Raw genomic sequence first — 24,521 nt, 5'->3', positions numbered from 1 at the left:
CCAGTGAACCTGGCACAGGTTGTATGAAGCGAGCACCCCTTCCAGCTAGTCGGAAGGGGTGCTCGCTTCATACAGGGGTTGCTAGCTACAGGGGTTGCTAGCTCGCGCTTGCCCGGTCTGCGCTGCGCACTGCAGCAACAGAGACCGCCACCGCCGTCACCGACGCCACGACAACCGCTGTCCCGATCAACTGCCCCGGCGTCGTTGCCCACAGGAGCATCACGACGGCCTCGACGGCCAATCCGATCCAGGCCAGCACGGCGACTCTCGTGCGTTCCGACGCGATTGCGGACAGCAGGGCGCACTGCAGCACTGCAAGGACGGCACCGTGCAATGCAAAGGCCCACAGCATCGGTGCCACGGCAGCGTAGGCGTCGCCCACCAGGATCGGTACCAACGGACCGGCGAGGGCCGCGCCGAGCACCAGCACAGCCCCGATTCCCACCAACACAGCCAAAGCTGTGCGAACGGCCTGCGCCGATTGGGCTGGATTGGCCATCTTCGGGTACAGGACAACACCAACCGCTTGTGGCAGCCAGAACGCGGCTTTGGTCGCGACGGCGCCCAGTGCGTACACACCCGCGTCGTATTCGCTCAGAACCACGCGCACGACAAGCAGGTCCAGCGACGACAACGCAATCAGGGCGAGCTGAACCTGGGAGGCGGCGAGCACGGATACAACACCGATCCGCACTGCTTTGTTCTCGCTCACCGGCGCCGTGCGGTCAAGCACCCGGACAACCGCGACCAGAACCGCCGTTCCGGCCGCGCTCGCCACCAACGCTGCGGCCGCAGCTCCGCCCAGCGCCAGGACTGCCACTGCGGGAAGAACTTTCATCACACCCGCACCGGCCAGGACTGCGCTGAGCACGCCAAACCGGCCGTGCCCCTGCAACAATCCCTGCTCCGTCGCCAGCAGCACCAGCATCGGCGCCGTCACAAGAGCCGAGAACGCTGCAACTATTCCGGTGTCGAGTAGCCACGCCATCGCCGGGGTCAGCACCACCGCCAGAACAGCCACGATCGCTGCGCATCTGTACCCGAGCGATCGCAATGTGTCAGCGCTCTTGCCGCGCACAGCCTCTCGGGCGACCACTGTTTGCAGCGCCAACGCCGGCACGGCCAGCACCAACTGCGCGGCGAGAAGACTGGCGAATTCTCCGTAGCCCGCCGGACCCAACCAGCGACTTGCCAACCAGGCCAGCAGATACGACGCAACATTTGCCGTCATCGAACCGGCCAACACCATACTGACCCCGGCCGCAGCGGAACGATCAAGAGGTTGGCGGGCCATGCGACCAATGATGCACCACGTATCGTGCCCGTCATGACAGTGCGGCCGAAACACCACAGCGTCGTGGCCGCGGTGTACAGCCTGGCGTTGACATTGTTGATCCTCGGACCACTGCTCGGTCCCGGTTATCTACTGCTGCGCGACGCTGTCAGCACTCCCCGGTCGTACCTCACCGACTCCGCCCTCGGGCTCACCGACGCCGCCGCCCGGGCCGTGCCGCAGGATGCGCTGATCGCGGCATTGAGCACGGTTGTCGACGGCGGGTTGGTGGTGAAGGCGCTACTCCTCGCCGCACTGTGGCTGGCGGGGTGGGGCGCTGCCCGCTTGGTCCGAGCCCTGCTGCCGACAGCCGGGCTCGGGCCGCAGTTGGTGGCGTCAACGGTCATGCTGTGGAACCCGTATGTGGCCGAGCGTCTGCTGCAAGGACATTGGAGCCTGTTGGCCGGGTACGGCGCTTTGCCGTGGATCGTGATCGCGGGCATCGGGGTTCGACGCGCTCAGCCCGGCGCCTGGTGGGCATTGGCCGCATCGCTGGCATTCGCGGGCCTGACACCTACCGGCGCGCTCCTGGGATTGACCATCGCGTTGGTGGCCGTAGCCTCCCCGGGCGGGCGAACGTCGGTTCTACGACGCGTCAGCGGCGTCCTCGCGCTCTTCCTGATCACTGCCTCGCCGTGGCTCGCGGCAACACTTCTGTCGAGCGGCGCCGCCGACGGTTCCGATCCCGCCGGTGTGGCAGCCTTTGCCGCCCGCGCGGAACCGGGCCTCGGAACGCTCGGCAGCGTCGCCGGGCTGAGCGGCGTCTGGAACTCCGCTGCCGTCCCGGACTCTCGCACAACACTCTTCGCGGCGGTAGGGACGCTACTTCTGCTGATCGTGGTGCTCAGCGGTATCCCCGCGCTGTGGCGACGGCGTCGCAATCCTGTGGTCACCGCCCTGGGAGTGCTGGCACTCGTCGCGGTCCTGGCCCCGGCACTCGGCGCGACACCGTGGGGCCTGGGTGTTGGTCGCTGGTCGGTCGAATACTTCTCCGGCGCAGGCCTGCTCCGCGATTCACAGAAATGGGTGGCGCTGGCGGCGCCGTTCTACGGACTGTCCGCGGCAGCGGGCGTGATGTGGGCACAGCGACGCTTCACGCTTCCGCGCCCTACGTGGTCGATCGCCGCTGTTGTCGTGACGGTCATGGCTCTGCCCGACCTCGCGTGGGGCGTCGGCGGGGCTCTGAAACCGGTGCAGTATCCGCAGTCCTGGACCGTTGTCGCCGAGCAGTTGCGAGGCGAAACCGGTGATGTGGCAGTGCTTCCCACCGGAATGTTTCGAGCCTTCTCCTACACCGGTGACGCTCCGGTTCTCGATCCGGCTCCGCGATTTCTCCCGCTAGATGTACTGCAGACCGGCGAACTGATCGTGGCCGGTGGCTCTGTCGGCGGCGAGGGAACACGCGCCGCCCAGATCGAGGAACTCCTCCTCACGGGCGGAAGCAGCACCGAACTCGCGGCCCTTGGCGTCGGCTGGGTGCTGGTGGAACTCGACACTCCTGGCCGATCCGACGACGCGGCGCTGCGCAACCTCGAGAGAGTGTTCGCAGACAACTATCTCGAGCTGTACCGGGTGCCCGGAGATGTTGCACTGCACCAGGCTTCGGCATCTGCCCGGATCATCGTCGCGCTCGCCCACATCGCCTGGGTGATGACGGGCGTTGCGGCTCTACTCGTGCTCGGACTGAACCAGAACCGGATTCGACTCGCGCGACGTGACAAGACCTGAAACGCGCTGTCCGACCGTCGTGGCCGACAAAACCTCGAAAACACCGGTTCCCGTTTGTTCCCACGAGAATTCGCTCGACCACACCCGAGCTTTCTCACCGAGCACCGTCCGCAGTTCGTGATCCTGCAACAGGGTGCCTGCAGCCTGCGTCAATTCCGCCACATCGCCGTCGCCGACACTTTCGCCGCCTACCAGAAGACCCGTCACGCCGTCGACGATGGAATCGGTCAACCCCTTGGAACTGCGGTAACCAACAGTCGGAACTCCGTGTTGCGCGGCCTCGATGACGGCGAGGCCCCACCCTTCCTTGCGGGACGGCATGAGGTGAATCCAGGACTGCGCCAACAGTTCATGTTTGCGGGACTCGTCGACGTGCCCGTGGAATGTCACCGCGTCGCCGATCCCGAGTTCGGCAGCGCGATCACGCAGGTTCTGCTCCCACCAACCGCCGCCGATGACGTCGAGGTGAAGTTCGGGCTGCGTCGGGCGAAGTGTCGCAACCGCTTCGAGCGCGTCTTCGATCTGCTTGTGCGGCACCAACCGCGAGAGCACCGACATGGTAGGCCGGATCGCCCGGGTGATCGAACCACCCGCGTCGACGCCCATCGGAAGACGATCAGCTCCGTTGCGCACCACGGCAATTCGATCGCGGTCGACCCCCAGATCCACCAGTTCCTCTGCCGAGGGTAGTGACACCGTCAAATACTGGTTGTCGCTGTGACGCTTCGGCGACAGGCGCGATTCCACCCACCACCCGATCCGTCCGACGAGTGTGCCTGCCACCGGCCACTGTTCGCGGTGGCAATGGTGCACGAGCAGCGTGACCGGCGCACCGGCCACCATCTTCGAGAAGAAGGGAATCCCGTTCTGCGTGTCGACCACGGCGTCGGGGTGAAGGCCTTTCAGGGAACCGAACCCGAGGCGTCCGGCCGCAATCGCGGCCAGTGCCCGCGGGTACACGCTGAAACGTCCGCCGGAACGACTGATGGTGATGCCGTCTCGATACTCGGCGGCGGGCGCACCCGGGTACGACGCCGTCCGCAGAGTCACCTTGATTCCGCGCGCCGCCAACTGGGTTCCGACCTGTTCGAGGTACCGCTCACTTCCGCCGCCCTGCGGATGCCCGGTGTCACGCCAACAGAGCAACAGAACCTCGTGCACGTGCGTTACTCCCTAGAGCTCGTCGGTGACCGGCGCGGATGCGAGTGGTCCTGCGGGGGATGCCCACCCTGACCGGTCGGTAACCCTGCGGAACACCCTAACTGTTTCCGCGTCCGTATTGCCGCGCTCCTCACAGTGAAATTGACGGTGTTCATGGAGCAGAAGTCGCAGTCGCTAAAGTTGATTCTCGTGACCAAGCCCGCAGTGACCCGCATTTTCGGCCGACGGGCAACCCTCAAACGATCCGTCGGCTTGCTCAGCGACTTCCGCCACGAGCAGACCGCGCCTGACATCTTCTACGGCGCGCTCGCTCGCGATTCCGTCGAATTGATCTCCGACCTGCATGAAGGTCACACCGGTCACACGCTCGACGGCCTCACCGTCCTCGACGTCGGCGGCGGACCGGGCTACTTCGCGGAAGTGTTCCAAGCTGCCGGTGCCCGCTACATCCCGGTCGAACCCGATCCGTCGGAAATGCATGCCGCGGGCCTGACCGTCGGCGGCGCGGTGCGCGGATCAGGCCTGGCGTTGCCCTTTCGGGATTCGTCGGTCGATATCTGCTTCTCCTCGAACGTGGCGGAACACGTCAGCGAGCCGTGGCTCATGGCGGAGGAAATGCTGCGCGTCACCAAACCCGGCGGACTGATGGTCCTCTCGTACACCCTGTGGTGGGGTCCGTTCGGAGGGCACGAGACCGGTCCGTGGCACGCTTTCGGTGGTGAATACGCAGCCAAGCGGTACCGCCGCACAACCGGCCGCGAACCGAAGAACAAGTACGGAGAGTCCCTGTTCAAAGTGGGTGCCACCGACGGTTTGCGCTGGGCCCGCGGAACAGACCAAGGTGAACTACTCGCCGCGATCCCCCGATATCACCCGTCCTGGGCGTGGTGGATGGTTCGTGTTCCCGGCCTTCGCGAATTCCTCGTGAGCAACCTCGTTGTGGTCCTCGAGAAGCGTTGACGTGATTCGCCTCGCCCTCGACATCGGCGGCACCAAGATGGCTGCCGGTTTGGCTTCCGAGGACGGGCGCGTTCCCGAATTCCGCACGGTTCCCACACCGAAAACGGATACGTGGGCAGCCTGCGCGGCATTACTTCAGAACGTTGCCGACGGACGCGCGGTTGACGCCGTCGGAATCGCCTGCGCCGGCCCGGTCGATACCGTCGGCGGTGTTGTGGCACCCATCAACATCTCCGAGTGGGCTGGCGGCTTCCCCCTGCAGGACGCGGTACGCAGGGTTTTCCCGGGCGCTCGAACCGCTCTTGCCATGGACGGGGCTGCCGCCGCACTGGCCGAACATCACCACGGCGCCGGACGCGGAACCCTGGACCTGTTGAGTCTGGTCGTCTCCACCGGCGTCGGCGGCGGAGTTGTCCTTGGCGGTCGCATCGCACCTGGTCGTACGGGAAATGCCGGCCACATCGGGCACCTTGTTGTCCCTGGAGCCGACGAACCCTGCTCGTGCGGTGGCGTCGGCTGCCTCGAGACGGTCGCGAGTGGTCCGGCAGCAGTTCGTTGGGCTCGCAGTCAGGGGTGGACCGGCACCACCGGCCTCGAGCTTGCCGACGACGCCCACCGCGGCGACGCCCTCGCCCGGGCAGCGCTTCACCGTGCCGGAACCGCGCTGGGTGTTGCCATCGCGTCGGCTGCAGCACTCCTGGATGTAAATCTTGCGGTGGTGGGCGGCGGATTTTCCCAGTCCGGCTCAACCTTGTGGGACCCTCTCCGCGAATCGGCCGCCCGACATGCCCGTTTGTCGTTCATCGAGGACCTAAGAATCGTCTCCGCCGAGTTGGGTGAGCGTGGAACTCTGACCGGCGCGGGGCTCCTGTCGCTCGTCGCCGCCATCTGACACGCGTTCTTCTCCGAGAAATCCGCAGGGAGTCCCACTAAACGGGTGCCACCTGTTCCCAATTTCTGTAACGTGTTTTAGTGTTCTGACTCACACCGTTACGGGCATTGCGCGTGACACAAGCGGGAAGGAGGTGACCGTGAGCCCCGATGTTTCCTCGACAGAAGCCGAGCATCACGCACAGGTCGCCCGACCAAGTGATTCCCTCCGCGACACCGAAGACCTCCGCGAACGCCTGGAACGCTGGATGGCCGGGAAGGTGCCGGCCGGATCCACCGTGACCGTCGCCGATGTCACCCTGCCCGCAGCCAACGGCATGTCCAGCGAAACCATCCTCTTCGACGCGACCTGGGACGGCGATCATCATCCGCTGGTCGCCCGTGTCGCCCCGGCAGAGACCACCATGCCGGTGTTTCCGACCTACGACCTCGAATCCCAGTTCCGCACCATGGCGCAGGTGCACGAGCACTCCGCGGTGCCCGTACCGACGGTGTACTGGTCCGAATCCGACCCGGATGCGTTGGGTGCGCCGTTCTTCGTCATGGAGCGCATCTCCGGTGACGTACCTCCCGACGTCATGCCGTACAACTTCGGATCGTGGGTCACCGAAGCGTCCCCGGCGCAGCGAAAGACTCTCCAGCAGAACTCGGTCGACGTCCTGGCGCAATTGCACGCCATCGACAATCCGATCGAGCGCTTCGATTTCCTCCAACTGCCTGGTTCGGGACCGACTGCGCGAGAGGCATTCTCGGCGCACATCGCCGAGCAGCGCGCATACTACGAGTGGGTCGTCAAGGATGGCGTCCGATCGCCACTCATCGAGCGGGCACTCGACTGGGTCGAAGCACACAATCCCGCCGACGATTCACCGGCCGTGCTCTGTTGGGGCGACTCACGCATCGGCAACGTCATGTACCAGGACTTTGCACCAGTTGCCGTACTCGACTGGGAAATGGCAACTCTCGGCCCGCGTGAGATGGACCTGGGCTGGATGGCTCTCCTGCACAGGTTCTTCGAGGACATTGCCGGGTTGGCAAACCTGCCCGGTCTTCCCGACTTCCTGCGACTGCCGGACATCGCGGCAACTTACGCCGACATCACCGGTCACACACCACACGATCTGGAGTTCTACGTTACGTACGCAGCGCTGCGCCAGGCCGTCATCATGTGGCGAATTCAGGCCCGTGCCATAGCTTTCGGTCAAGCTGAGCAACCCGCAGACCCCGACGACATGATCATGCACCGCGCATCGCTCACCGCGATGCTCGACGGCACTTACTGGGAGAGGTTGAACTGACCATGTTGTCGCCGATGGACGATTACCCCATTCACCAGATCGCGGAACCGGTCCGCCACGTCGCCACCTCGGACCGAAACTTCTACGACCGCTACTACTTCAACTGCTACCCCACCGGCAACAACGACACCTTCCTCATCGTCGGTCTGGGCCAGTACCCCAATCTCGGTGTCATGGACGGTTTTGCCGTCCTACGCCACGGGGATCACCACATCGTGGCCCGCATGTCGAAAGCCCTGGGCGCCGATCGCACCGACACCACGGTCGGACCACTGCGCATCGAAGTGCTGGAGGGCCTGCAGAAACTTCGTGTCGTCCTCGAACCCAGCAGCGAATACGATCTCTCCTTCGACATCACCTTCGACGCCACCATCCCGGCAGCGCTCGAGCCCAAGCACTTTCGACGCCAACTCGAACGCGTCACCTTCGACACGTCCCGTTTCCTGCAGACCGGAACGTGGACCGGCAACCTCACCGTCGACGGGGAAAAAATCTCGATCGACCCCGATACCTGGCGCGGAAATCGTGACCGCTCCTGGGGCGTACGGCCGGTCGGTGAAGCCGAGCCACCCGGCCGACGCGCCGTCGACGGTATCCAGAACTTCTTCTGGATCTACTCCGTCATGCAGTTCGACGAGTTCACCATCTCGGTCATCATGCAGGAAGACGAGCAAGGCCGTCGCATCGTCGAGGAAGCGATGCGAATCTGGCCGGAAGAAGGACGCGATCCGGAATGGCTCGGCCGACCCGAGCACGACCTGATCTTCTGCCCCGCCACCCGCGACGTCACCGGAGCTACCCTCACCTTCCACCGGCCCAGCGGTGAGGTTCTGACCGTCGACTGTGAACTGTTGCTGGCCAACCACATCGGCATCGGCACCGGGTACGGCCTCGAACAGGACTGGCGCCACGGCATGTGGCAAGGCGAACTGGTTGTCCAAGGCCTACGGCACAAGGTCCACGAATTCGAACCCATGCAGCGCATGTTCTCCCCCGTGGACAATCTCAGCAAATTCCATCTCACCGAGGGTGACCAGACCTTCGACGGCACCGGCCTTTTCGAAGTCGCTGCCATCGGACCCCACGAGCGTTACGGCTTCACCAGTTTCATCGATATGGCACCAGAGCGCGAGACCGACAACACCGAGGAAAGATTGTGATGACGAACTACGACAAGCTCTACATCGGCGGCGAGTGGGTAGCCCCCGCCACCGACCAGGTACTCGAGGTGTTCTCACCGGCAACGGAGGAGCGCGTCGGAAGCTGTCCCGTCGCCGCTCCGGCAGACATCGACGCCGCAGTCTCCGCTGCGCGCAACGCTTTCGACAACGGACCGTGGGCCAAGACGACCCCTTCCGAGCGCGGTGCGATCCTCGCGAAGGCAGCCAAGCTCCTCGAAGAGCGCAGCGCAGATCTCAACCAGCTCATCTCAAACGAGATGGGCCAGCCGCCCGCCATGGTCGGCATGATGCAGCAGACCCCATCGATGGCGACGCTCGGTTTCTACTCCGAACTGGCCGACAAGTTCGCGTGGGAAGAGAAGCGCACCGGCGTCTTCGGGCAGACCAAGGTCACCCGCGAGCCCGTCGGCGTTGTCGCTGCCGTTCTCGCGTGGAATGTTCCGCTGTTCCTCGCGATCAACAAGCTGGCCCCCGCGCTGCTCGCCGGCTGCACCGTCCTGCTCAAGCCGGCCCCCGAGTCACCGCTCTCGGTCCACGTGATCGCGGAAATCTTTGCTGAGGCAGGCGTTCCCGCCGGCGTCATCTCCGTGCTTCCCGGCGGCGCCGAGACCGGCGAATACCTGGTCTCGCATCCTGACATCGACAAGATCACCTTCACCGGCTCGAGTGCGGTCGGGCGCAAGATCGGCGCCATCGCCGCGCAGAACCTCAAGCGCTGCTCCCTCGAACTCGGTGGCAAGTCCGCCGCCATCATCCTCGAGGACGCCGATCTCGCTGCCGGAATGCCGATGCTTGTCATGTCGGGCCTGATGAACACCGGTCAGGCGTGCGTCGCGCAGACCCGAATCCTCGCTCCCCGTTCGCGTTACGACGAGGTCATCGAGGGCCTCAAGACCGCGGCTGGTTACATGACCGTCGGCGATCCGTCCGATCCGGCCGCGCAGCTCGGCCCGCTGATCTCCGAGAAGCAGCGCGAGCGCGTCGAGGGCTACATCGCCAAGGGCAAGGAAGAGGGCGCTCGACTGGTCCTCGGCGGCGGTCGTCCCGCCGGACTCGACAAGGGCTGGTACGTCGAGCCGACCATCTTCGCCGACGTCGACAACTCCATGACCATTGCCCGCGAAGAGATCTTCGGACCCGTGCTGTCGGTGATTCCGTACGACTCCGAGGACGAGGCCGTCAAGATCGCCAACGATTCCGACTACGGCCTCGCCGGATCCGTCTGGACCACCGATATCGATCACGGCCTCGAGATCGCGGCGCAGATCCGCACCGGCACCTACGCGATCAACTGGTACGCCTTCGACGCCGGTTCACCGTTCGGCGGTTACAAGAACTCCGGAATCGGTCGCGAGAACGGACCTGAGGGCCTCGAAGCCTTCTGCGAGACCAAGTCCGTGCTCATGCCACCCGGATACACGAGCTGAGTTAGCACCCGTTGTGCACAGTGAGCACCCCTTCCCGCACGACGGAAGGGGTGCTCACTTCACAGAAGCTGTGCTCACTCCCCAGACATAACCGTCCGAGCGGGCTTAGCCTTAGCTCCGTGACCACCGAAACGGAAGCATCGGCTGACGAGAGCACCACCACCGTTGTCCTGGCCTTTGCCGCAAACGCGCTGATCGCCGGAGCAAAAACAGCGGCCGCGATCGTCACCGGATCGGCGTCGATGGTTGCCGAGGCCACCCACTCGTGGGCCGACACCGGCAACGAGATCCTGCTCCTCATCGCAAACCGACGATCCAAGCGGGTTCCCGATCGCGATCAACCCCTCGGCTACGGCCGCGAAGCCTACATCTGGTCGATGTTCGCGGCCCTCGGACTCTTTGCGCTTGGTGCCGGAGTGTCGATCACCCACGGAATCCAGGAACTGTTCCATTCGGAACCGGCCACCGATTTCGGAGTTGCCTACGCAGTCCTCGGCGTCTCCTTCATCCTCGAAGGCATCTCGTTCCGCCAGGCCTACAAACAATTGCGGGCAGAAGCTTCGGCCGTCAACAGCGATGTTCTCACGCAAGCTCTCAATACTTCCGACCCCACCACGCGGGCTGTGTTCGCCGAAGATGCTGCGGCACTTATCGGTTTGATCATCGCGTTCGCGGGCGTCCTGCTTCACCAGATCACTGGTTCACCGATCCCCGACGCCCTCGGATCCATCTGCGTGGGCATCCTGCTTGGTGTCATCGCGGTGATTCTGATCGACCGCAACCGACGTTTCCTGGTCGGCGAGGAAGCGTCCCCGACCCTGCGCGCCGCCGGCATCGAAGCACTGACACAGCTACCCGACGTCAACCGAATCACGTTCCTGCGCATGGAATACCTGGGGCCGCGGCAGGTGTACCTGGTTGCCAGCATCGATGTCGTCGGGGACTACGCCGAATCTCGAGTAGCCCACACACTGCGCGACCTCGAGCGCACACTCGAGCAGAGCCCACGCGTCGTACGGGCGATCCTGACACTCTCGACACCGGAAGAACCGTCGATCACCGCCTGAGCGATACGCTCATTTGATGCGCGCTCTGGTCGTTGTCCTGATGGTCCTCGGATTTGTCGTCGGGGGAATTCCCTTGTTGGGCGTCCTGATCGACGTGATGACCAGTTCGGACAAGGAGATCGTGTACCAGGGAGGGTACGCACCGCTAACAAATGTGCAGATGAACCGGGATTACGAATCGTCTCTGAACCTCTACTTCGATTCTCAATCGAATGCGTCGAGGAATTGGTTCCTGCTTGCCAGTTTCCCATTCCTCGGAGCAGGTTTGGGTGCTCTGACGGCTGCGCTGATGGGGCGCCGCGGGTGGCACCTGACGCGAGTCTGAAAAGACGCCGGTGGCCGCCCCACCGTCGAAACGAGGGGCGGCCACCGTCAGAACAGAGTCAGATGTACATCGCAGGATCGATGTAGCTGTTCGGATCCACCAACTTCTCCTTGGCGGTCCGCGGCCGAGCCACTGCCGGAATACCCGTCGCAATGGAATCGGCTGGAACATCACGCGTCACAACAGCATTGGCGCCGATAGCACTACCTTCGCCGATGACAACCGGTCCCAGGATCTTGGCGCCCGCGCCCACCGTGACCCGATCGCCGAGCGTCGGATGGCGCTTGACCTGCTCGAGTGAACGGCCGCCGAGCGTGACACCGTGATAAAGCATGACGTCGTTGCCGATCTCAGCCGTCTCACCGATCACGACGCCCATGCCGTGGTCGATGAAAAACCGTCGACCGATGGTCGCGCCGGGATGGATCTCGATGCCCGTGGCAAAACGTGTCAGCTGCGACAACACCCGGGCCGGACCGCGCAGAGCGGGCACAGCCCACAACTTGTGCGCGATCCGATGCGACCAGATGGCATGCAGCCCTGAGTAAACGAGGGCATTCTCCACATTGCTGCGCGCGGCGGGGTCCTGACCGCGCGCAGCCTGCAGGTCCTCGCGAATGACGCCGAGGATACTCACGTATCTCAGTCCCGGATGTGTTCGAACAGCGGGGTGGAGATGTAACGCTCACCGAAGTCGCAAACAACTGCCACGATCAGCTTGCCCGCATTCTCGGGGCGCTTTGCCAACTCGAGGGCGGCCCACACGATGGCGCCGGACGAGATGCCACCCAGGATGCCTTCCTGAGTTCCGAGAGCGCGAGCGACCTCGATGGAATCGGGGAACGAGACGTCGATGATCTCGTCGTAGATTTCACGATCGAGGATCTCGGGTACGAAGTTCGCACCGATTCCCTGGATTTTGTGGGGGCCGGGCTGGCCACCGTTGAGGATCGGCGAATCGATGGGCTCGACGCCGACGATCTTGACCTCGGGCTTGTACTTCTTGAGAGTGCGTCCGACGCCGGTGATGGTGCCGCCGGTGCCGATACCGGAAACGAAGATGTCGACGGCGCCGTCAGTGTCGGCCCAGACCTCTTCACCGGTCGTCACCTCGTGGATGGCCGGGTTGGCGGGGTTTGCGAACTGGCTGGCCGAGACAGCGTTTTCAGTCTGCTCGACAATTTCCTTGGCCTTGGCGACTGCGCCGGCCATGCCCTCGGAGCCCGGGGTCAGCACGATCTCGGCGCCGTACGCACGCAGCATGACGCGACGCTCGGTGGACATCGTCTCCGGCATGGTCAGGATGACCTTGTAGCCACGAGCAGCGCCGACCATGGCAAGTGCGATACCGGTGTTACCACTGGTGCCCTCGACGATGGTTCCGCCGGGCTTGAGTGCTCCGGACTTCTCGGCAGCGTCGATGATCGCAACACCGATCCGGTCCTTGACGCTGTTGGCCGGATTGTAGAACTCGAGCTTCACTACAACCTGTGCGTCCAGACCCTCGGTCAGGCGGTTGAGTCGCACCAGCGGGGTGCGCCCGACCAATTCGGTGACGTTGTTGTAAATACCGGTCATTTCCGTACCTCCATGTGGCCGCAGTGTCGACCGGGTCGTTTCGTTAATGACGTTATTGCATCATTCGGTGTGTCCTATAGCTCAACCGGGCCGGTAAAAACCCGAGAACTACCAAAATAATCTCCTCGAATGCCGAATGCCGCATCTGTTCGATCAGATGCGGCATTCGGGTTACGCAGAACAGAATCGCGAGGGACTCAGCCCAGGCGCTGCTTCAGAGCTTCGAACTCGTCACGGATACCGGTGGGCAGCTTCTCGCCGACGAAGTCGAACCACTCCTCGATCAGCGGGATCTCGGCCTTCCACTCGTCGATGTTCACGGCGAGGGCCTCGGTGATGTCGGCGTCCGACACGTCCAAGCCGTCGATGTCGAGTGCCGATCCCGTGGGAACGACGCCGATCGGGGTGTCGATACCGGCAGCCTTGTGCTCGATACGCTCGACGATCCACTTCAGGACGCGAGAGTTCTCGCCGAAGCCTGGCCACAGGAAGCGTCCGTCGTCGCCGCGGCGGAACCAGTTCACGTAGAAGACCTTGGGCAGCTTGGACTCGTCGGCAGACTTGCCGAGGTCGATCCAGTGCTGGAAGTAGTCGCCCACGTTGTAGCCGAGGAACGGAAGCATTGCCATCGGGTCGCGGCGAACCGTACCGACCTGGCCTTCGGCTGCTGCGGTCTGCTCAGAGCCGACCGTGGCACCCATGAAGACACCGTGCTGCCAGTCGCGGGCCTCGGTGACCAGCGGAACCGTCGTCTTACGACGTCCACCGAACAGGATTGCCGAGATCGGCACGCCCTTCGGGTCGTCCCACTCGGGAGCCATGATCGGGCACTGCGACATCGGGGTGCAGTAACGCGAGTTGGGGTGAGCGGCCTGCGTACCGGATTCAGGCGTCCACTCGTTGCCCTTCCAGTCGATCAGGTGCTGCGGGTCGCCTTCGAGGCCTTCCCACCAGACGTCGCCGTCGTCGGTCAGTGCAACGTTGGTGAACACCGTGTTGCCCTGGTCGATGGTGCGCATCGCGTTGGGGTTCGAGGACCAGTTGGTGCCCGGTGCCACGCCGAAGAAACCGAATTCGGGATTGACGGCGTACAGCTGTCCGTCGTCACCGAAACGCATCCACGCGATGTCGTCACCGAGAGTCTCGGCACGCCATCCGGGGATGGTCGGCTGGATCATCGCGAGGTTGGTCTTGCCACAGGCGGACGGGAATGCCGCCGCGATGTAGTAGGCCTTGTCCTCGGGGGAGATCAGCTTGAGGATGAGCATGTGCTCGGCCAGCCAGCCCTCGTCGTGCGCCATTGCCGAAGCGATACGCAGCGAGTAGCACTTCTTGCCGAGGAGAGCGTTTCCGCCGTAGCCGGAACCGAAGCTCCAGATCTCACGATCCTCGGGGAAGTGAGTGATGTACTTGGTGTCGTTGCACGGCCACGCGACATCGGCTTCGCCATCGGCGAGCGGAGCGCCCAACGAGTGCAGCGCCTTGACGAAGAATCCGTCGGTGCCGAGCTTGTCGAGAACCTTGCTGCCCATGCGGGTCATGACGCGCATGGAGACGACGACGTACTCGGAGTCCGTGAGCTCGACACCCAGCTTCGGATCCTCGGCGTCGAGGGGACCCATGCAGAACGGCACGACGTACATGGTGCGTCCACGCATGGAACCGCGGTACAGGTCACCCATGAGGGTGCGCATCTCCGACGGGTCCATCCAGTTGTTGGTGGGGCCTGCGTCGATTTCTTCCTTCGAGCAGATGTAGGTGCGCGATTCGACGCGAGCCACATCGGAAGGATCGGAATTACCGAGGAACGAGTTCGGCTTCTTCTCGTCGTTGAGGCGCGTGAACGTGCCTGCCTCGACCAGCTTGTCGGTCAGCCGGTCCCACTCTTCGTCCGAGCCGTCCGCAAAGACGACGCGAGCGGGCTGGGTGAGTTCGGCAACCTCTTGCACCCATGCAAGCAGTTCCTTGTGCTGCGTGGGGGGCGTGCCGTCAGTTCCGTTGAGACCGGGAATGGTCGCTGAGGTCATCAAACTCTCCTGGGGTGAGCCGGAACCGGGTTCTCGTGACACCGGATGCAAACTGCAGCTCCCCGATACCAGTTGATCCCGGTGTCCCCCTCTCGACGGGGTCCAGCCGCGTCATCCACTCACGTGGATTTCACGGACGCCGGGTGTCCTATGTACTGAGGTTAACGCTGGCTGTTCACCTGCAGGTAATCGGGTGCGGTCAGAAATGTCACAGAAACGATTCAGATGGTGTATCCACAACGCGTACCCGGCTTCGAATAGAGGCAAACGGTCCCGGATCGCAAGGCGAACAGTCCTCCAGGTACGTCACTCAGTGCCTATTTTGCGTGTCACGCAGTGCCTATTTTCGGTGTCACACAGTGCCAGAATCGATGCGATCCCACACCAACGCACCGTGCGTGTCTCGGTGGCATTCCCACGCCGCGAAGTCTCCGTCCGACTCCACCATCGTCACGCGGTCGGCAGCGCCGTCACGATCGAAATCCGACACCACGACGATGGCAGCTGCATCGTTGTCCGGCGACACGACGCGACTGTCGACGATCCCGTCGCCATCGAGATCGAATGCGTCGAATGTCGTCGTCAGATCACCGACGTCGACAGTCCCCGTACCCGGTCCGAACGTTGCCGGGTCGATGCCCTCTGCCGGTAGATGATCTGCCGGCACGTCGAACCGTCCCATGTCGACGACGTCGGCGGTGATCAGAAATCCGTCCATTACTTCCCCCTGTGCTTGATCTTGCTGGTGTCTTCTCCCGGCAACCCCTACCGAGATGCATCAGTACTACCAGATTTCCGTCGACAGTCACCGACAAAAATCCGGGCCTGTGGACAACTCGTTCAGGCCCCGGCACCGTTCAGAATTGCCAGGTCACGTTCACAGGCGGCCAATTGTCCGGAACGTGCCTGTCCCAGTGCTCGGAGCTCGACATCGATCTCCGCAATTCGCGCTTGCGCCGACGCAACCAGCTCTCGACTCTCGGCCAGGATCGCGCTGCCGAGATCCACTTCCGCGTCAAGGAGTCGGTTCAGCACGCGCTGCTCCCATTGCGCTCTGACGGTGGCCATCGTTTCCGCCAGCCACGCACGCGCGTGCGCCCGATCTGCCGCAACGCCTCTCGTGCGGCTCAACCACCACGCCGCAGTTGCGCCAAGCACCAGAGTTACCGGAATGCTCGCGATGTCCAGGGCCGGCACCATCTCCAGCGGAATGACCGCGATCCGCCCCAAACCGAGCCCCGCCGAGGCACCGACCAACACGGTGATGCGCTCTTCGTTACCACGCGGCCGTGTCGCGGGGTGGTCGGGAAAATGTGGGAGTGCGACGCTTACACCCGTTTCGCCGATTCCGACTGCTGTGGCGATCGCAGCGTCGAAAGCCACTGTGTTGCTCTCGACTTCGTGTTGCAGACGTGCCGGCAAACTGTCGAGTTCGCTTCGGGTGGACTCGTCGATCCACAGGCGCGCCGACGCCACTGTCGTTCGAGTGGCGTCCGCGATCTGCTGCGAAAGTTCGGCTCGCGCGCGCTGGAGCCTGGTCCTCATCTGAGCAAGTCGTTCACTACGTCGACCGTCACGGTCGGTGAGTAATTCGCTGCGCTCCGCACGCAGTTCGCCGCCGGGATCGCTCTCGCGCAGGTTTCGGACCTCGAGGTCGATCATCCGTCGGGTTTCCGCGATCACACCGCCGCCAGGCTGAGATACGGCGCATCGACGAACTGCGTCGACGGCGTGGAACAACGGTGCGACACCGCCATGCTCGGACAGGACGATGATTGCCGCCCCACCGTAAACACCACTGTGATCTGCAAGAATGAGCTGATCGCGGTCGCGAACCGATTCCCAGTCCGGGTTCACATCCGTCTTGGTCATCACAACCACAAACGGCAAGCCTCCCACTCCGGACTCGTCGAGCAGTTCCAACTCTTCCCGCCCGATCACACTTGCCGCGTCGACCACCAGCAGCACGATGATGGCATCGCTTGCGTGATCGACGCTCGTGTACCCGCCCGCCACGCTCAGGAGCCTTTCGACCTCTTCGCGACCACATCGCGGCAAGCCGAGAACAAAAACACTTGCATTACTTGATGATTCATCAGCCCAAGCGACATCGACATCACCAGAGAGCCCAGCTGGGTTCCATCTCCGAACCACAGGATGGACCGCCGCCGGCAGCACGGAAGCTACATCGCTCACGCGCTCATCTCCGACCGCTCTCGCTCGCCGCCGAGAAGCACCCACCGCCTGACGTACGCCCGGTGGACCAGCGATATCGCGTCGGCCCATGCGCGATGTTCACGTTGCGTCGGCCCGCCCCACCACTGAGCGCATCTGCGCGCTTCCTCGACCGTTGTCGGCGCAGGCGGTGCGCTTGCCACAAACCCACGCAGTTCCGGACGCACCAGCGCACCCGTCGCGGCAAAGATCAGACCGGAATCGGTCCGTAGATACTGTTCGATCTCATCTCGGGCACCGGCGACCTCCGCCGCCTCGGCGCCGGCAGCAACGCGCTCCAGTATCGATCGAATTCCGTCGACTCTGCGCCACCACCACATCTCGAGTAGCGGCGACAACTCACCGAAGAACGCCTCTCGACCTTGTCCGGTCAACGCGACCAGAGGAACGGTGACGGCGGAGAGCTCACCGGAAATCTCGGCTGCACGCGTGAGCGCATCCTCCCACCCGTCACCGATGTGGTCGGATTTGTTCAGAACGGCAAGGCAGTGATCGGACGCGCGACCGACCGCGCGTCGATCTGCGTCTCGGAGTGCGTCGACCACGACGACCACGACGCAGTGACTACTCAGATCCGGATCTATCGCACCGGGCACGTCGAACGCCCTCGTCTCCGTCGGAATAACCGGCGCGCCTCCCACTCGATGGCTCGCGAAGACATCACTCTCGAGCAACGTGGTCACCGCGGACCGGCCGACTCCGCTACGACCGGCAACCAGTACCTGCAACGGTGCTGTCAACGATCCGACTATCGAATGCACCGCCTCCGCGGCGTGCTGATCGATCGACATCAACCGGTAGGCAAGCCGTCGCAACTCGTCCATCGGCGGCGCGCAAGCGTCGTCGAGTGAGACTGCGGGCACAATTCGAGCCCACACCTTCACATTTTCCCCTGTGTTCATCCCCACCCCACGTTCCCCTTCGTGATGGGCAGATTCTGTCAGGTTTACGACGACACGGCTGTTCCCGGCAGGTCATCTCACGCTCAGCTGTCCGATTTCGCGGGCTGTTCTCCGGAATTTTCCCAGAAAGTCTCAACTCGAACTTCAGACCCGTCTGCGCTATACGGCAGTCATGCGTGACAATGGACGCGTGAACGAAGCCGATCAGCACGCACTGCCAACCCCGAACGCGGGCGAGACGGAAGACTCCAAGGGTTCCCGTCTCCATCCGCGCGTGACAAGTTTCCGTTCGCGCAGGGGTGCGCTGACCGACGCACAGCAGAAGTCCTGGGACCGCCAGTGGCCCCTTATCGGCGCCGATGTGTCCGACACTCCCCTCGACTCGACCGCCTGGTTCGGACGCGATGCCCCGCTGATCATCGAGATCGGATCGGGCACCGGAACCGCGACCGCTGCGATGGCCAAAGCCGAACCGCACGTCAATCTCATTGCCATCGAGGTCTACCGCCCCGGGCTCGCGCAACTCCTTCAGCAGGTCGAACGCGAAGAGATCCCGAACGTCCGCGTCCTGCGCGGTGACGCGATGGACGTACTGGAAAACATGATTGCCCCGGAGTCGCTGACGGGTGTTCGGGTGTTCTTCCCGGATCCGTGGCCCAAGGCTCGCCATCACAAGCGTCGCCTGTTGCAGGCCCCGACGTTCTCGTTGATCGCCAATCGCCTCAAGCCAGGCGGAGTCCTCCACGTTGCCACCGACCACGCCGAATACGCGGAGTGGATCGAGGAAACCGGAAACGCCGAACCGCTCTTGAGCGCTCTCGACTGGGAATCACCGATGACCCACGAGCGCCCAGTCACGAAGTTCGAAGACAAGGCCCATAAGGTCGGAAGCGCAATTACCGAGCTTATATGGGGGAAGATCAGAGCATGAGCGTCAGCGAACAGTTATCCGACGACCTCGAGTCGTCAGGATCTCCCCTCGACCTCGGTCGTGACTCCCGCCACCCCAAGCGGGTTCTCCTGGTGTGGGACGCCCCCAACCTGGACATGGGCCTCGGCGCCATCCTCGGCGGCCGACCTACCGCTGCCTACCGGCCACGATTCGACGCACTCGGACGTTGGTTGCTGTCACGGACCGCTGAACTGTCCGCGCGTGAGTCCGGCAACCTCGAACCCGAAGCAACGGTCTTCACCAACATCGCCACGGGCAGCGCCGACGTTGTGCGCCCATGGGTCGAAGCGTTGCGTAACGTGGGTTTTGCGGTGTTCGCCAAGCCGAAGGTCGATGAGGACAGCGATGTCGATTCAGACATGCTCGAGCACATCGCTCTGCGGTACGGCGAGGGACTGGCCGGAATCATGGTCGCGTCCGCCGACGGTCAAGCATTCCGCGAACCGTTGGAAGACATCGCAGCGACCGGCATTCCGGTTCAGGTACTCGGATTCCGCGAGCACGCCAGCTGGGCTGTGTCGTCCGACATCCTGGACTTCGTCGATCTCGAGGACATTCCCGGTGTCTTCCGCGAGCCTCTGCCGCGGGTAAGCCTGGATACTTTGCCCGACGAGGGCGCCTGGTTGCAGCCGTTCCGACCGCTTTCCGCCCTGCTCATCGGGCGAAAAAGTGTTGCCGAGTAGGAGTTGATCAGTGTTCGCCAGCTGGGGAAGCATCGTCTATCGTGCCCGCTTCACCGTCATCGCTGTCATGGTGGCGGGGCTCCTCGGGCTTGCCGCGTACGGCATGAGCCTGCAGGACCATCTCAGCCAGAGCGGCTGGGACGATCCGGGGTCACAATCGGTCGAGGCTGCAAAGCTCGCCGACGGCACGTTCGGACGTAGCACCGCCGGCGACGTTCTGGCGCTGTACACAGCGCCCGAAGGAAAAACCGTCGACGACCCGGAGTTCCAAGCGAAGGTCATCGACAGCCTGCAACGACTGGTCTCGGACCATCCGGATCAGATCATGAAGATCAACGGTTCGTACTTCAAGGTCGGTGACGGACTTTCCGTCGCCGCCTTGGCAGACCCGACGAAGCAACATGCCGTTGCCAGCGTGGCCATTGCCGGCGACAACGACACCGCGGTGTCCAACAACTTCCGCGATGTCGAGAGCGAGTTCTACATCGACGGTGTCAACGTGCAGTTGGCCGGTCTGCAACCGGTCGCGAACTCGTTGAACGACACGATGGCCAACGACATCAAGCGCATGGAAATGCTCGCAATTCCTGCTGTCGGTGTGCTGCTCTTCTTCGTGTTCGGTGGCGTCGTCGCTGCTGCCCTGCCCCTGATCGTGGGCGGCCTGACCGTCATCGGTGCCAACGGCATCATCCGTCTGATCACCAATTTCACCGAGGTCAACGCGTTTGTCGCGCCCGTGGTGTCCTTGGTCGGGCTGGGTCTGGCCATCGACTACGGGCTGTTCATCGTCAGTCGTTTCCGTGAAGAAATCGCCGAAGGGCACGAGACGCCGACGGCGGTCCGCAGAACGGTCATGACCGCAGGCCGCACTGTCATGTTCTCGGCGACCATGGTTGCCGTCAGCCTCGGCGGCCTTCTGCTGTTCCCCCAGGGCTTCCTGAAATCCGTTGCGTACGGCGCAATCGCGGCCGTCATGCTTGCGGCCATTTCGTCCGTCACGATCCTGCCTGCCATCCTCGGAATCCTGGGCAAACGGATCGATGCGTTGACGTTCAAGAGGCTTCGCCAGACCAAGACCAACGAGGAAATCGAAAACGGCTTCTGGGGCAACCTCACCAGGTTCGTGATGCGGCATCCGCTCAAGGTTGCCGTTCCGATCGTGGCCGCACTGCTTCTGATGATCATTCCGCTCACCGGCATCAAGTTCGGTGGCATCAACGAGACGTACCTGCCGCCCGACAGCCCCACGCGCGTAGCTCAAGCCGAGTTCGACGAACTCTTCCCGGGTAACCGCACCGAACCTGTCCGTCTGGTCATCCAGGGCGCAGACAACACCGCGCTCGGCCAGATAGCGAAGACCGCCAACAACGCACCGGGCCTGGTCGAGAAGTTCACCCCCGAAGTGGCCACCAAGGACGGCGTCAACGTCCTCAAAGCCGGCCTGACCGAGCGCAACGAAGCTCGCCCCACCATCGACTACCTCCGCGCCGCGGACTGGCCGGAAGGCACGACGGTCCTTGTCGGCGGCACCCCCGCCATCGAGCAGGACAGCGTCGACGCATTACTCGACCGTCTACCACTGATGGTCATCACGGTCATTTTGCTGACCACACTGCTCATGTTCCTGACCTTCGGATCGTTGGTCCTGCCGATCAAGGCAGCTCTGATGAGCGCTCTCGGACTGGGTTCGACGCTGGGCATTTTGACGTGGATCTTCATCGACGGCCACGGCAGCGAACTGCTCAACTTCACACCCGGCCCGATCATGTCGCCAGTTCTGGTGTTGATCATCGCGATCGTCTACGGGCTTTCCACCGACTACGAAGTCTTCCTGCTCTCACGAATGGTGGAAGCGCGCGCGCAGGGTGCGAGCACCACCGAATCCATCCGCATCGGAACAGCGCACACCGGCCGCATCATCACCGCGGCGGCGTTGATCCTCATCGTGGTGACCGGCGCGTTCGGCCTGTCCGAACTGGTGATGATGAAGTACATCTCGTACGGCATGATCGCGGCCCTGGTCATCGACGCCACGCTCATCCGCATGTTCCTCGTGCCCGCCACGATGAAACTGCTCGGCGACGACTGCTGGTGGGCCCCGGCCTGGATGAAACGAATCCAGGAGAAGATCGGACTGGGCGAGCCGATCCTCGACAACGAACTTGCGCTCGTCGATGTCCCCCAGCTCACGCCCGTCGGCGCGATCGCCGGACCCGGCCAGGCAAAAATCACCGAGTCAGCGCAGGCAAAAGCTGCGGCGCCGTCGCGGGTACTCCCGCCCCCAGCACCGGTCGGGGGCAAGCGCGAACCCGATCCCCTCACCGAGCCCATCCCCCTGAGCGAGATGTCGGTCAAGGCGCCAACGCCCAGGACATACGCGCCCGGCGAGACACCCCGCCGCCGCAGTACCGACCGACCGGCCGGTGCGCCGCAGGACCTGATCGAAGCACCAGTCCCCAACCCGACGTACAAGGCGGCCAAGCCGGAACCAACGGCAACACCGACACCGGCTCCGACCGCTCGCCGCACCTCCCCCGCTACACCAGCTTCCACTGAACGACCGATCGAAAGCTGGTTGTCGGACCTGCGCACCCCGGGTGAGGCGCAACCTGCATCGAGGCCATTGCCGGCCGTCCGCACTTCGGCACCGACCAACGGTGCAGCCACAAACGGTGCAGCCACAAACGGTGCAGCAACAAACGGTGCAGCAACAAACGGTGCCGGCACCAATGGTGCTTCAACCAACGGCGCAGGCAGTAACGGAGCGGGCAGTAACGGAGCGGCCACCACCGGCGCGGCGTCTGAATCCACGCCCAACGGTCCGTCGTCCGGCAACGCAGTCAGCGGACGCCACCGCCCCGACGACGGTAATGCCGTGAGCGTCAGCGAGCTCATCGCGCGGCAGAAGCGGAGTTGATCTGGTCCGCCTTGCCGAAGGCGCGTGCATAACGCGTCCCGACAAGCAGGAGCAGTAGCCCGACCACCAGGAACGCGACACCGCGAACCAGTCCGCTCAAGGTGGCGAGATCGAACAGGAAGAGTTTTGCCAGCGCTGCGCAGGTCAGCGTCAGGCCGGTTCCCAGCATCGTGTGTGCGTGCTCGCGATTGTTCAGCCCGAATACGAGTGCGGATGTGGCGGCCAGCATCCATACGACCGTTGCTGCACTGTGGCCGAACACAAACCCTGTTGTGCCGCCCCATATCTCGATGCCCGAAGCAACCAGTGCGCAGGTAGCGGCGTAGAGGATACCCATTCCGCTGATGGCCCAGGCGACGGCGATGTTGTTCTTCGAGACCAATGCCAATCGACTCATGACCCACACGAATGCCACGAGCACTCCGATCGCCGTCAGGCTCGTGAGTGCCGTCAGCGCATCGAGATGGGCAGACGCGGCACGGGACGTCATCAACATGGACGGCGACGCGGATTCCAGGAATCCGATCAATCCGATTGCGGCAAAAACGGATCCGAGCGCACAGACGAAACGTGATCCGGTCGAACCTGCGATCACGATGAAGACGGTGGCGACGGCAAGCAGAACTGCAGCAGTCAACGACTGCGGCGACCCGGCAACACAGCACAGCAGCAGAGCCACTGCACCGGTACCGGCGATACCCATGCGCAGGTGAGTCGACAATGCCGCGCCTGCTGCAGCACCGACCAGGAACACCAGAGCCATGACGCCGTAGAGCAGGGAGGCCATCTGATCACCGAGGAGTACGTCGACTCCCAGCAGTGGGAGCGTTGCGACAATGAACGTTGCGCTCGACCAAGCGCCCGCAACACCGTCACGCGACGGTGATCCCTTCCACTGCAAGGCAACTGCGCCGCTCAGTCCGATCAGGGAGACAACAACCGCACTGATCGTCAATGCCGATGAATCAACCTGCATTCCATCGAAGAGGGACACTCCGATGATTGCTGCGATCAATACGATCACAACCGGCGCTGTCCGAGCCATGCCAAGATATTTCCAGTCGCGACCGAGTTGAGCGGAGAACCCTGCCACTTGGAGAGCAACAAGAAAACCGATGAGCGACAACGTCAGTGCGCCGGCCAAGGCGGGGGCTGCCAATGCCGCGCCGAGCACGATCAGCAGCGCAAGAGGTTCGGAGTTCCACCTGACCGCCACCGAGACTCCGGCAGCAGCGATACCGAAGGCAATCACCATCGACAGCGGCGAGACGATCCAGCCGTACAGGACCGACGCTGCCATCACATCGAGGTAGAGACCGGCAAATCCGGTGGCCGCCAGCGCGATTGCTCCCACCCGGCCGCCCGGGCGTCCGTACACCCGGAACCCTGCGAAGATCAGGGCACCGGACAGGGCTGCTCCGCCGATCACTCGAAGAGGTGGTCCGAAGAAACCGGCCTGGGCTGCCAGAACCAACAGCATGACAACACCGATCAAGGTGACTGCCACCCCGGCAATCGCGAGGAGTCGGCTGATCACGCCGTCACGTTGCCACCACGGCACACTGGGCTGCTTCGGTGAACTCGGTTGCATTGGCGGACTTGGCGGGCGCAGGTACTGCGGCTGCGGGGCCGGCTGTGGAACGTACGCGGGAACCTGAACGGGCGCCGCAGCCGGCGCTGCAGGCCGCATCGTGGTCAGCTGCGTCTGCAGAATCGACAGGTTCTGCCCCATGTGGCGCAACTGCCGTCCGATGCTTTCGCACTCGTCCGACAGAGCGGTCACCAGTCGCGGATCGACGGCAGGAGAACTTGGTGTGGTCATACACCGAGCTTGCTTCAGTCAATCCTCGATTGAA

General features: G+C 63.5%; 20 protein-coding genes. 11 read left to right on the top strand and 9 right to left on the bottom strand.

Going from position 1 to position 24,521, the window contains the following annotated elements; genetic code table 11:
• Nucleotides 1-97 precede the first annotated feature (97 nt).
• Entirely contained in the window at nt 98-1,294 is a 1,197-nt protein-coding gene (locus RG2_RS00600; protein ID WP_033231704.1) for a polysaccharide biosynthesis protein, read from the bottom strand.
• 33 nt (nt 1,295-1,327) lie between these two features.
• Here RG2_RS00600 and RG2_RS00595 point away from each other — a divergent pair, with 33 nt between their 5' ends.
• Nucleotides 1,328-3,061 (top strand): MmpA family trehalose lipid delivery protein, encoded by a 1,734-nt coding sequence (locus RG2_RS00595; protein ID WP_033231705.1) that lies wholly within the window; start codon nt 1,328-1,330, stop codon nt 3,059-3,061.
• Here RG2_RS00595 and RG2_RS00590 read toward each other — a convergent pair.
• The gene (locus RG2_RS00590; RefSeq protein WP_033231706.1) at nt 3,002-4,222 is read right to left on the bottom strand and encodes a glycosyltransferase family 4 protein; all 1,221 of its coding nucleotides are present in this window, start codon (nt 4,220-4,222) and stop codon (nt 3,002-3,004) included. The genes RG2_RS00595 and RG2_RS00590 overlap by 60 nt on opposite strands.
• A gap of 153 nt (nt 4,223-4,375) precedes the next feature.
• On the opposite strand from RG2_RS00590, the gene RG2_RS00585 reads away from it, so the two are divergent.
• The 7 genes from RG2_RS00585 (at nt 4,376) to RG2_RS00555 (ending at nt 11,371) form a co-directional block, all read left to right on the top strand.
• Nucleotides 4,376-5,182, top strand: coding sequence for a class I SAM-dependent methyltransferase (locus RG2_RS00585; protein ID WP_051730282.1), 807 nt, complete (start codon nt 4,376-4,378; stop codon nt 5,180-5,182).
• A gap of 1 nt (nt 5,183) precedes the next feature.
• Nucleotides 5,184-6,074 carry an ROK family protein gene (locus RG2_RS00580; RefSeq protein WP_072782238.1) on the top strand — a complete coding sequence of 297 codons (891 nt, stop codon included), beginning with the start codon at nt 5,184-5,186 and terminating at the stop codon, nt 6,072-6,074.
• A 133-nt stretch (nt 6,075-6,207) separates the two neighbouring features.
• Nucleotides 6,208-7,371, top strand: a complete 1,164-nt coding sequence (locus RG2_RS00575; protein ID WP_033231707.1) for a phosphotransferase family protein — start codon at nt 6,208-6,210, stop codon at nt 7,369-7,371.
• A 2-nt stretch (nt 7,372-7,373) separates the two neighbouring features.
• On the top strand, nt 7,374-8,531 hold the full coding sequence (locus RG2_RS00570; RefSeq protein WP_033231708.1) for an Rv3169 family protein: 1,158 nt from the start codon (nt 7,374-7,376) through the stop codon (nt 8,529-8,531).
• On the top strand, nt 8,531-9,979 hold the full coding sequence (locus RG2_RS00565) for an aldehyde dehydrogenase (protein ID WP_033231709.1): 1,449 nt from the start codon (nt 8,531-8,533) through the stop codon (nt 9,977-9,979). Before RG2_RS00570 ends, RG2_RS00565 begins: the two co-directional genes overlap by 1 nt.
• Before the next feature lie 119 nt (nt 9,980-10,098).
• A complete protein-coding gene (locus RG2_RS00560; protein ID WP_033231710.1) occupies nt 10,099-11,046 on the top strand; it encodes a cation diffusion facilitator family transporter in 948 nt (315 codons plus the stop codon).
• 16 nt (nt 11,047-11,062) lie between these two features.
• Nucleotides 11,063-11,371, top strand: coding sequence for a hypothetical protein (locus RG2_RS00555; RefSeq protein ID WP_033231711.1), 309 nt, complete (start codon nt 11,063-11,065; stop codon nt 11,369-11,371).
• A 58-nt stretch (nt 11,372-11,429) separates the two neighbouring features.
• Here RG2_RS00555 and epsC read toward each other — a convergent pair whose 3' ends face one another.
• From epsC to RG2_RS00525, 6 genes are all read right to left on the bottom strand, one after another.
• Nucleotides 11,430-12,008 (bottom strand): serine O-acetyltransferase EpsC, encoded by a 579-nt coding sequence (gene epsC, locus RG2_RS00550; protein ID WP_033231712.1) that lies wholly within the window; start codon nt 12,006-12,008, stop codon nt 11,430-11,432.
• A gap of 5 nt (nt 12,009-12,013) precedes the next feature.
• The gene (gene cysK, locus RG2_RS00545) at nt 12,014-12,949 is read right to left on the bottom strand and encodes a cysteine synthase A (protein ID WP_033231713.1); all 936 of its coding nucleotides are present in this window, start codon (nt 12,947-12,949) and stop codon (nt 12,014-12,016) included.
• Between the two features lie 197 nt (nt 12,950-13,146).
• Nucleotides 13,147-14,976 (bottom strand): phosphoenolpyruvate carboxykinase (GTP), encoded by a 1,830-nt coding sequence (locus tag RG2_RS00540; protein ID WP_033231714.1) that lies wholly within the window; start codon nt 14,974-14,976, stop codon nt 13,147-13,149.
• Between the two features lie 352 nt (nt 14,977-15,328).
• Nucleotides 15,329-15,694, bottom strand: coding sequence for a DUF6802 family protein (locus RG2_RS00535; RefSeq protein WP_051730283.1), 366 nt, complete (start codon nt 15,692-15,694; stop codon nt 15,329-15,331).
• A gap of 122 nt (nt 15,695-15,816) precedes the next feature.
• Nucleotides 15,817-17,172 carry a GTPase Era family protein gene (locus RG2_RS00530; protein ID WP_033231715.1) on the bottom strand — a complete coding sequence of 452 codons (1,356 nt, stop codon included), beginning with the start codon at nt 17,170-17,172 and terminating at the stop codon, nt 15,817-15,819.
• Nucleotides 17,169-18,113: a hypothetical protein gene (locus RG2_RS00525; protein WP_230590007.1), complete on the bottom strand. Its 945-nt coding sequence runs from the start codon at nt 18,111-18,113 to the stop codon at nt 17,169-17,171. Before RG2_RS00525 ends, RG2_RS00530 begins: the two co-directional genes overlap by 4 nt.
• A 172-nt stretch (nt 18,114-18,285) precedes the next feature.
• Here RG2_RS00525 and trmB point away from each other — a divergent pair, with 172 nt between their 5' ends.
• Genes trmB through RG2_RS00510 form a run of 3 tightly spaced genes read left to right on the top strand, consistent with a single transcriptional unit; the run spans nt 18,286 to nt 22,665 of the window.
• Complete coding sequence (gene trmB / locus RG2_RS00520; protein ID WP_033231716.1) at nt 18,286-19,044, top strand: tRNA (guanosine(46)-N7)-methyltransferase TrmB; 759 nt, start codon at nt 18,286-18,288, stop codon at nt 19,042-19,044.
• On the top strand, nt 19,041-19,748 hold the full coding sequence (locus tag RG2_RS00515) for an NYN domain-containing protein (RefSeq protein WP_033231717.1): 708 nt from the start codon (nt 19,041-19,043) through the stop codon (nt 19,746-19,748). The genes trmB and RG2_RS00515 overlap by 4 nt, the downstream gene beginning before the upstream one ends.
• Before the next feature lie 10 nt (nt 19,749-19,758).
• Entirely contained in the window at nt 19,759-22,665 is a 2,907-nt protein-coding gene (locus tag RG2_RS00510; protein WP_033231718.1) for an MMPL family transporter, read from the top strand.
• On the opposite strand, the gene RG2_RS00505 is transcribed toward RG2_RS00510, so the two are convergent.
• Nucleotides 22,640-24,487 (bottom strand): DUF2339 domain-containing protein, encoded by a 1,848-nt coding sequence (locus RG2_RS00505; RefSeq protein WP_033231719.1) that lies wholly within the window; start codon nt 24,485-24,487, stop codon nt 22,640-22,642. The two genes, RG2_RS00510 and RG2_RS00505, sit on opposite strands and share 26 nt — an antisense overlap.
• Nucleotides 24,488-24,521: the final 34 nt, after the last annotated feature.

The organism is Rhodococcus globerulus NBRC 14531 (assembly GCF_001894805.1).
GTDB lineage: Bacteria > Actinomycetota > Actinomycetes > Mycobacteriales > Mycobacteriaceae > Rhodococcus_F > Rhodococcus_F globerula.
This window is presented reverse-complemented; position numbering and strand designations above follow the sequence as displayed.

Excerpts from the sequence above, each read along its gene's own strand:
- RG2_RS00555 (WP_033231711.1), top strand. The coding sequence starts at position 11,063 with ATGCGCGCTCTGGTCGTTGTCCTGATGGTCCTCGGATTTGTCGTCGGG.
- RG2_RS00595 (WP_033231705.1), top strand. The coding sequence starts at position 1,328 with ATGACAGTGCGGCCGAAACACCACAGCGTCGTGGCCGCGGTGTACAGC.
- RG2_RS00565 (WP_033231709.1), top strand. The coding sequence starts at position 8,531 with ATGACGAACTACGACAAGCTCTACATCGGCGGCGAGTGGGTAGCCCCC.
- RG2_RS00505 (WP_033231719.1), bottom strand. The coding sequence starts at position 24,487 with ATGACCACACCAAGTTCTCCTGCCGTCGATCCGCGACTGGTGACCGCT.
- RG2_RS00525 (WP_230590007.1), bottom strand. The coding sequence starts at position 18,113 with ATGAACACAGGGGAAAATGTGAAGGTGTGGGCTCGAATTGTGCCCGCA.
- RG2_RS00540 (WP_033231714.1), bottom strand. The coding sequence starts at position 14,976 with ATGACCTCAGCGACCATTCCCGGTCTCAACGGAACTGACGGCACGCCC.
- trmB (WP_033231716.1), top strand. The coding sequence starts at position 18,286 with ATGCGTGACAATGGACGCGTGAACGAAGCCGATCAGCACGCACTGCCA.
- RG2_RS00600 (WP_033231704.1), bottom strand. The coding sequence starts at position 1,294 with ATGGCCCGCCAACCTCTTGATCGTTCCGCTGCGGCCGGGGTCAGTATG.
- cysK (WP_033231713.1), bottom strand. The coding sequence starts at position 12,949 with ATGACCGGTATTTACAACAACGTCACCGAATTGGTCGGGCGCACCCCG.
- RG2_RS00535 (WP_051730283.1), bottom strand. The coding sequence starts at position 15,694 with ATGGACGGATTTCTGATCACCGCCGACGTCGTCGACATGGGACGGTTC.
- RG2_RS00570 (WP_033231708.1), top strand. The coding sequence starts at position 7,374 with ATGTTGTCGCCGATGGACGATTACCCCATTCACCAGATCGCGGAACCG.
- RG2_RS00515 (WP_033231717.1), top strand. The coding sequence starts at position 19,041 with ATGAGCGTCAGCGAACAGTTATCCGACGACCTCGAGTCGTCAGGATCT.
- RG2_RS00585 (WP_051730282.1), top strand. The coding sequence starts at position 4,376 with ATGGAGCAGAAGTCGCAGTCGCTAAAGTTGATTCTCGTGACCAAGCCC.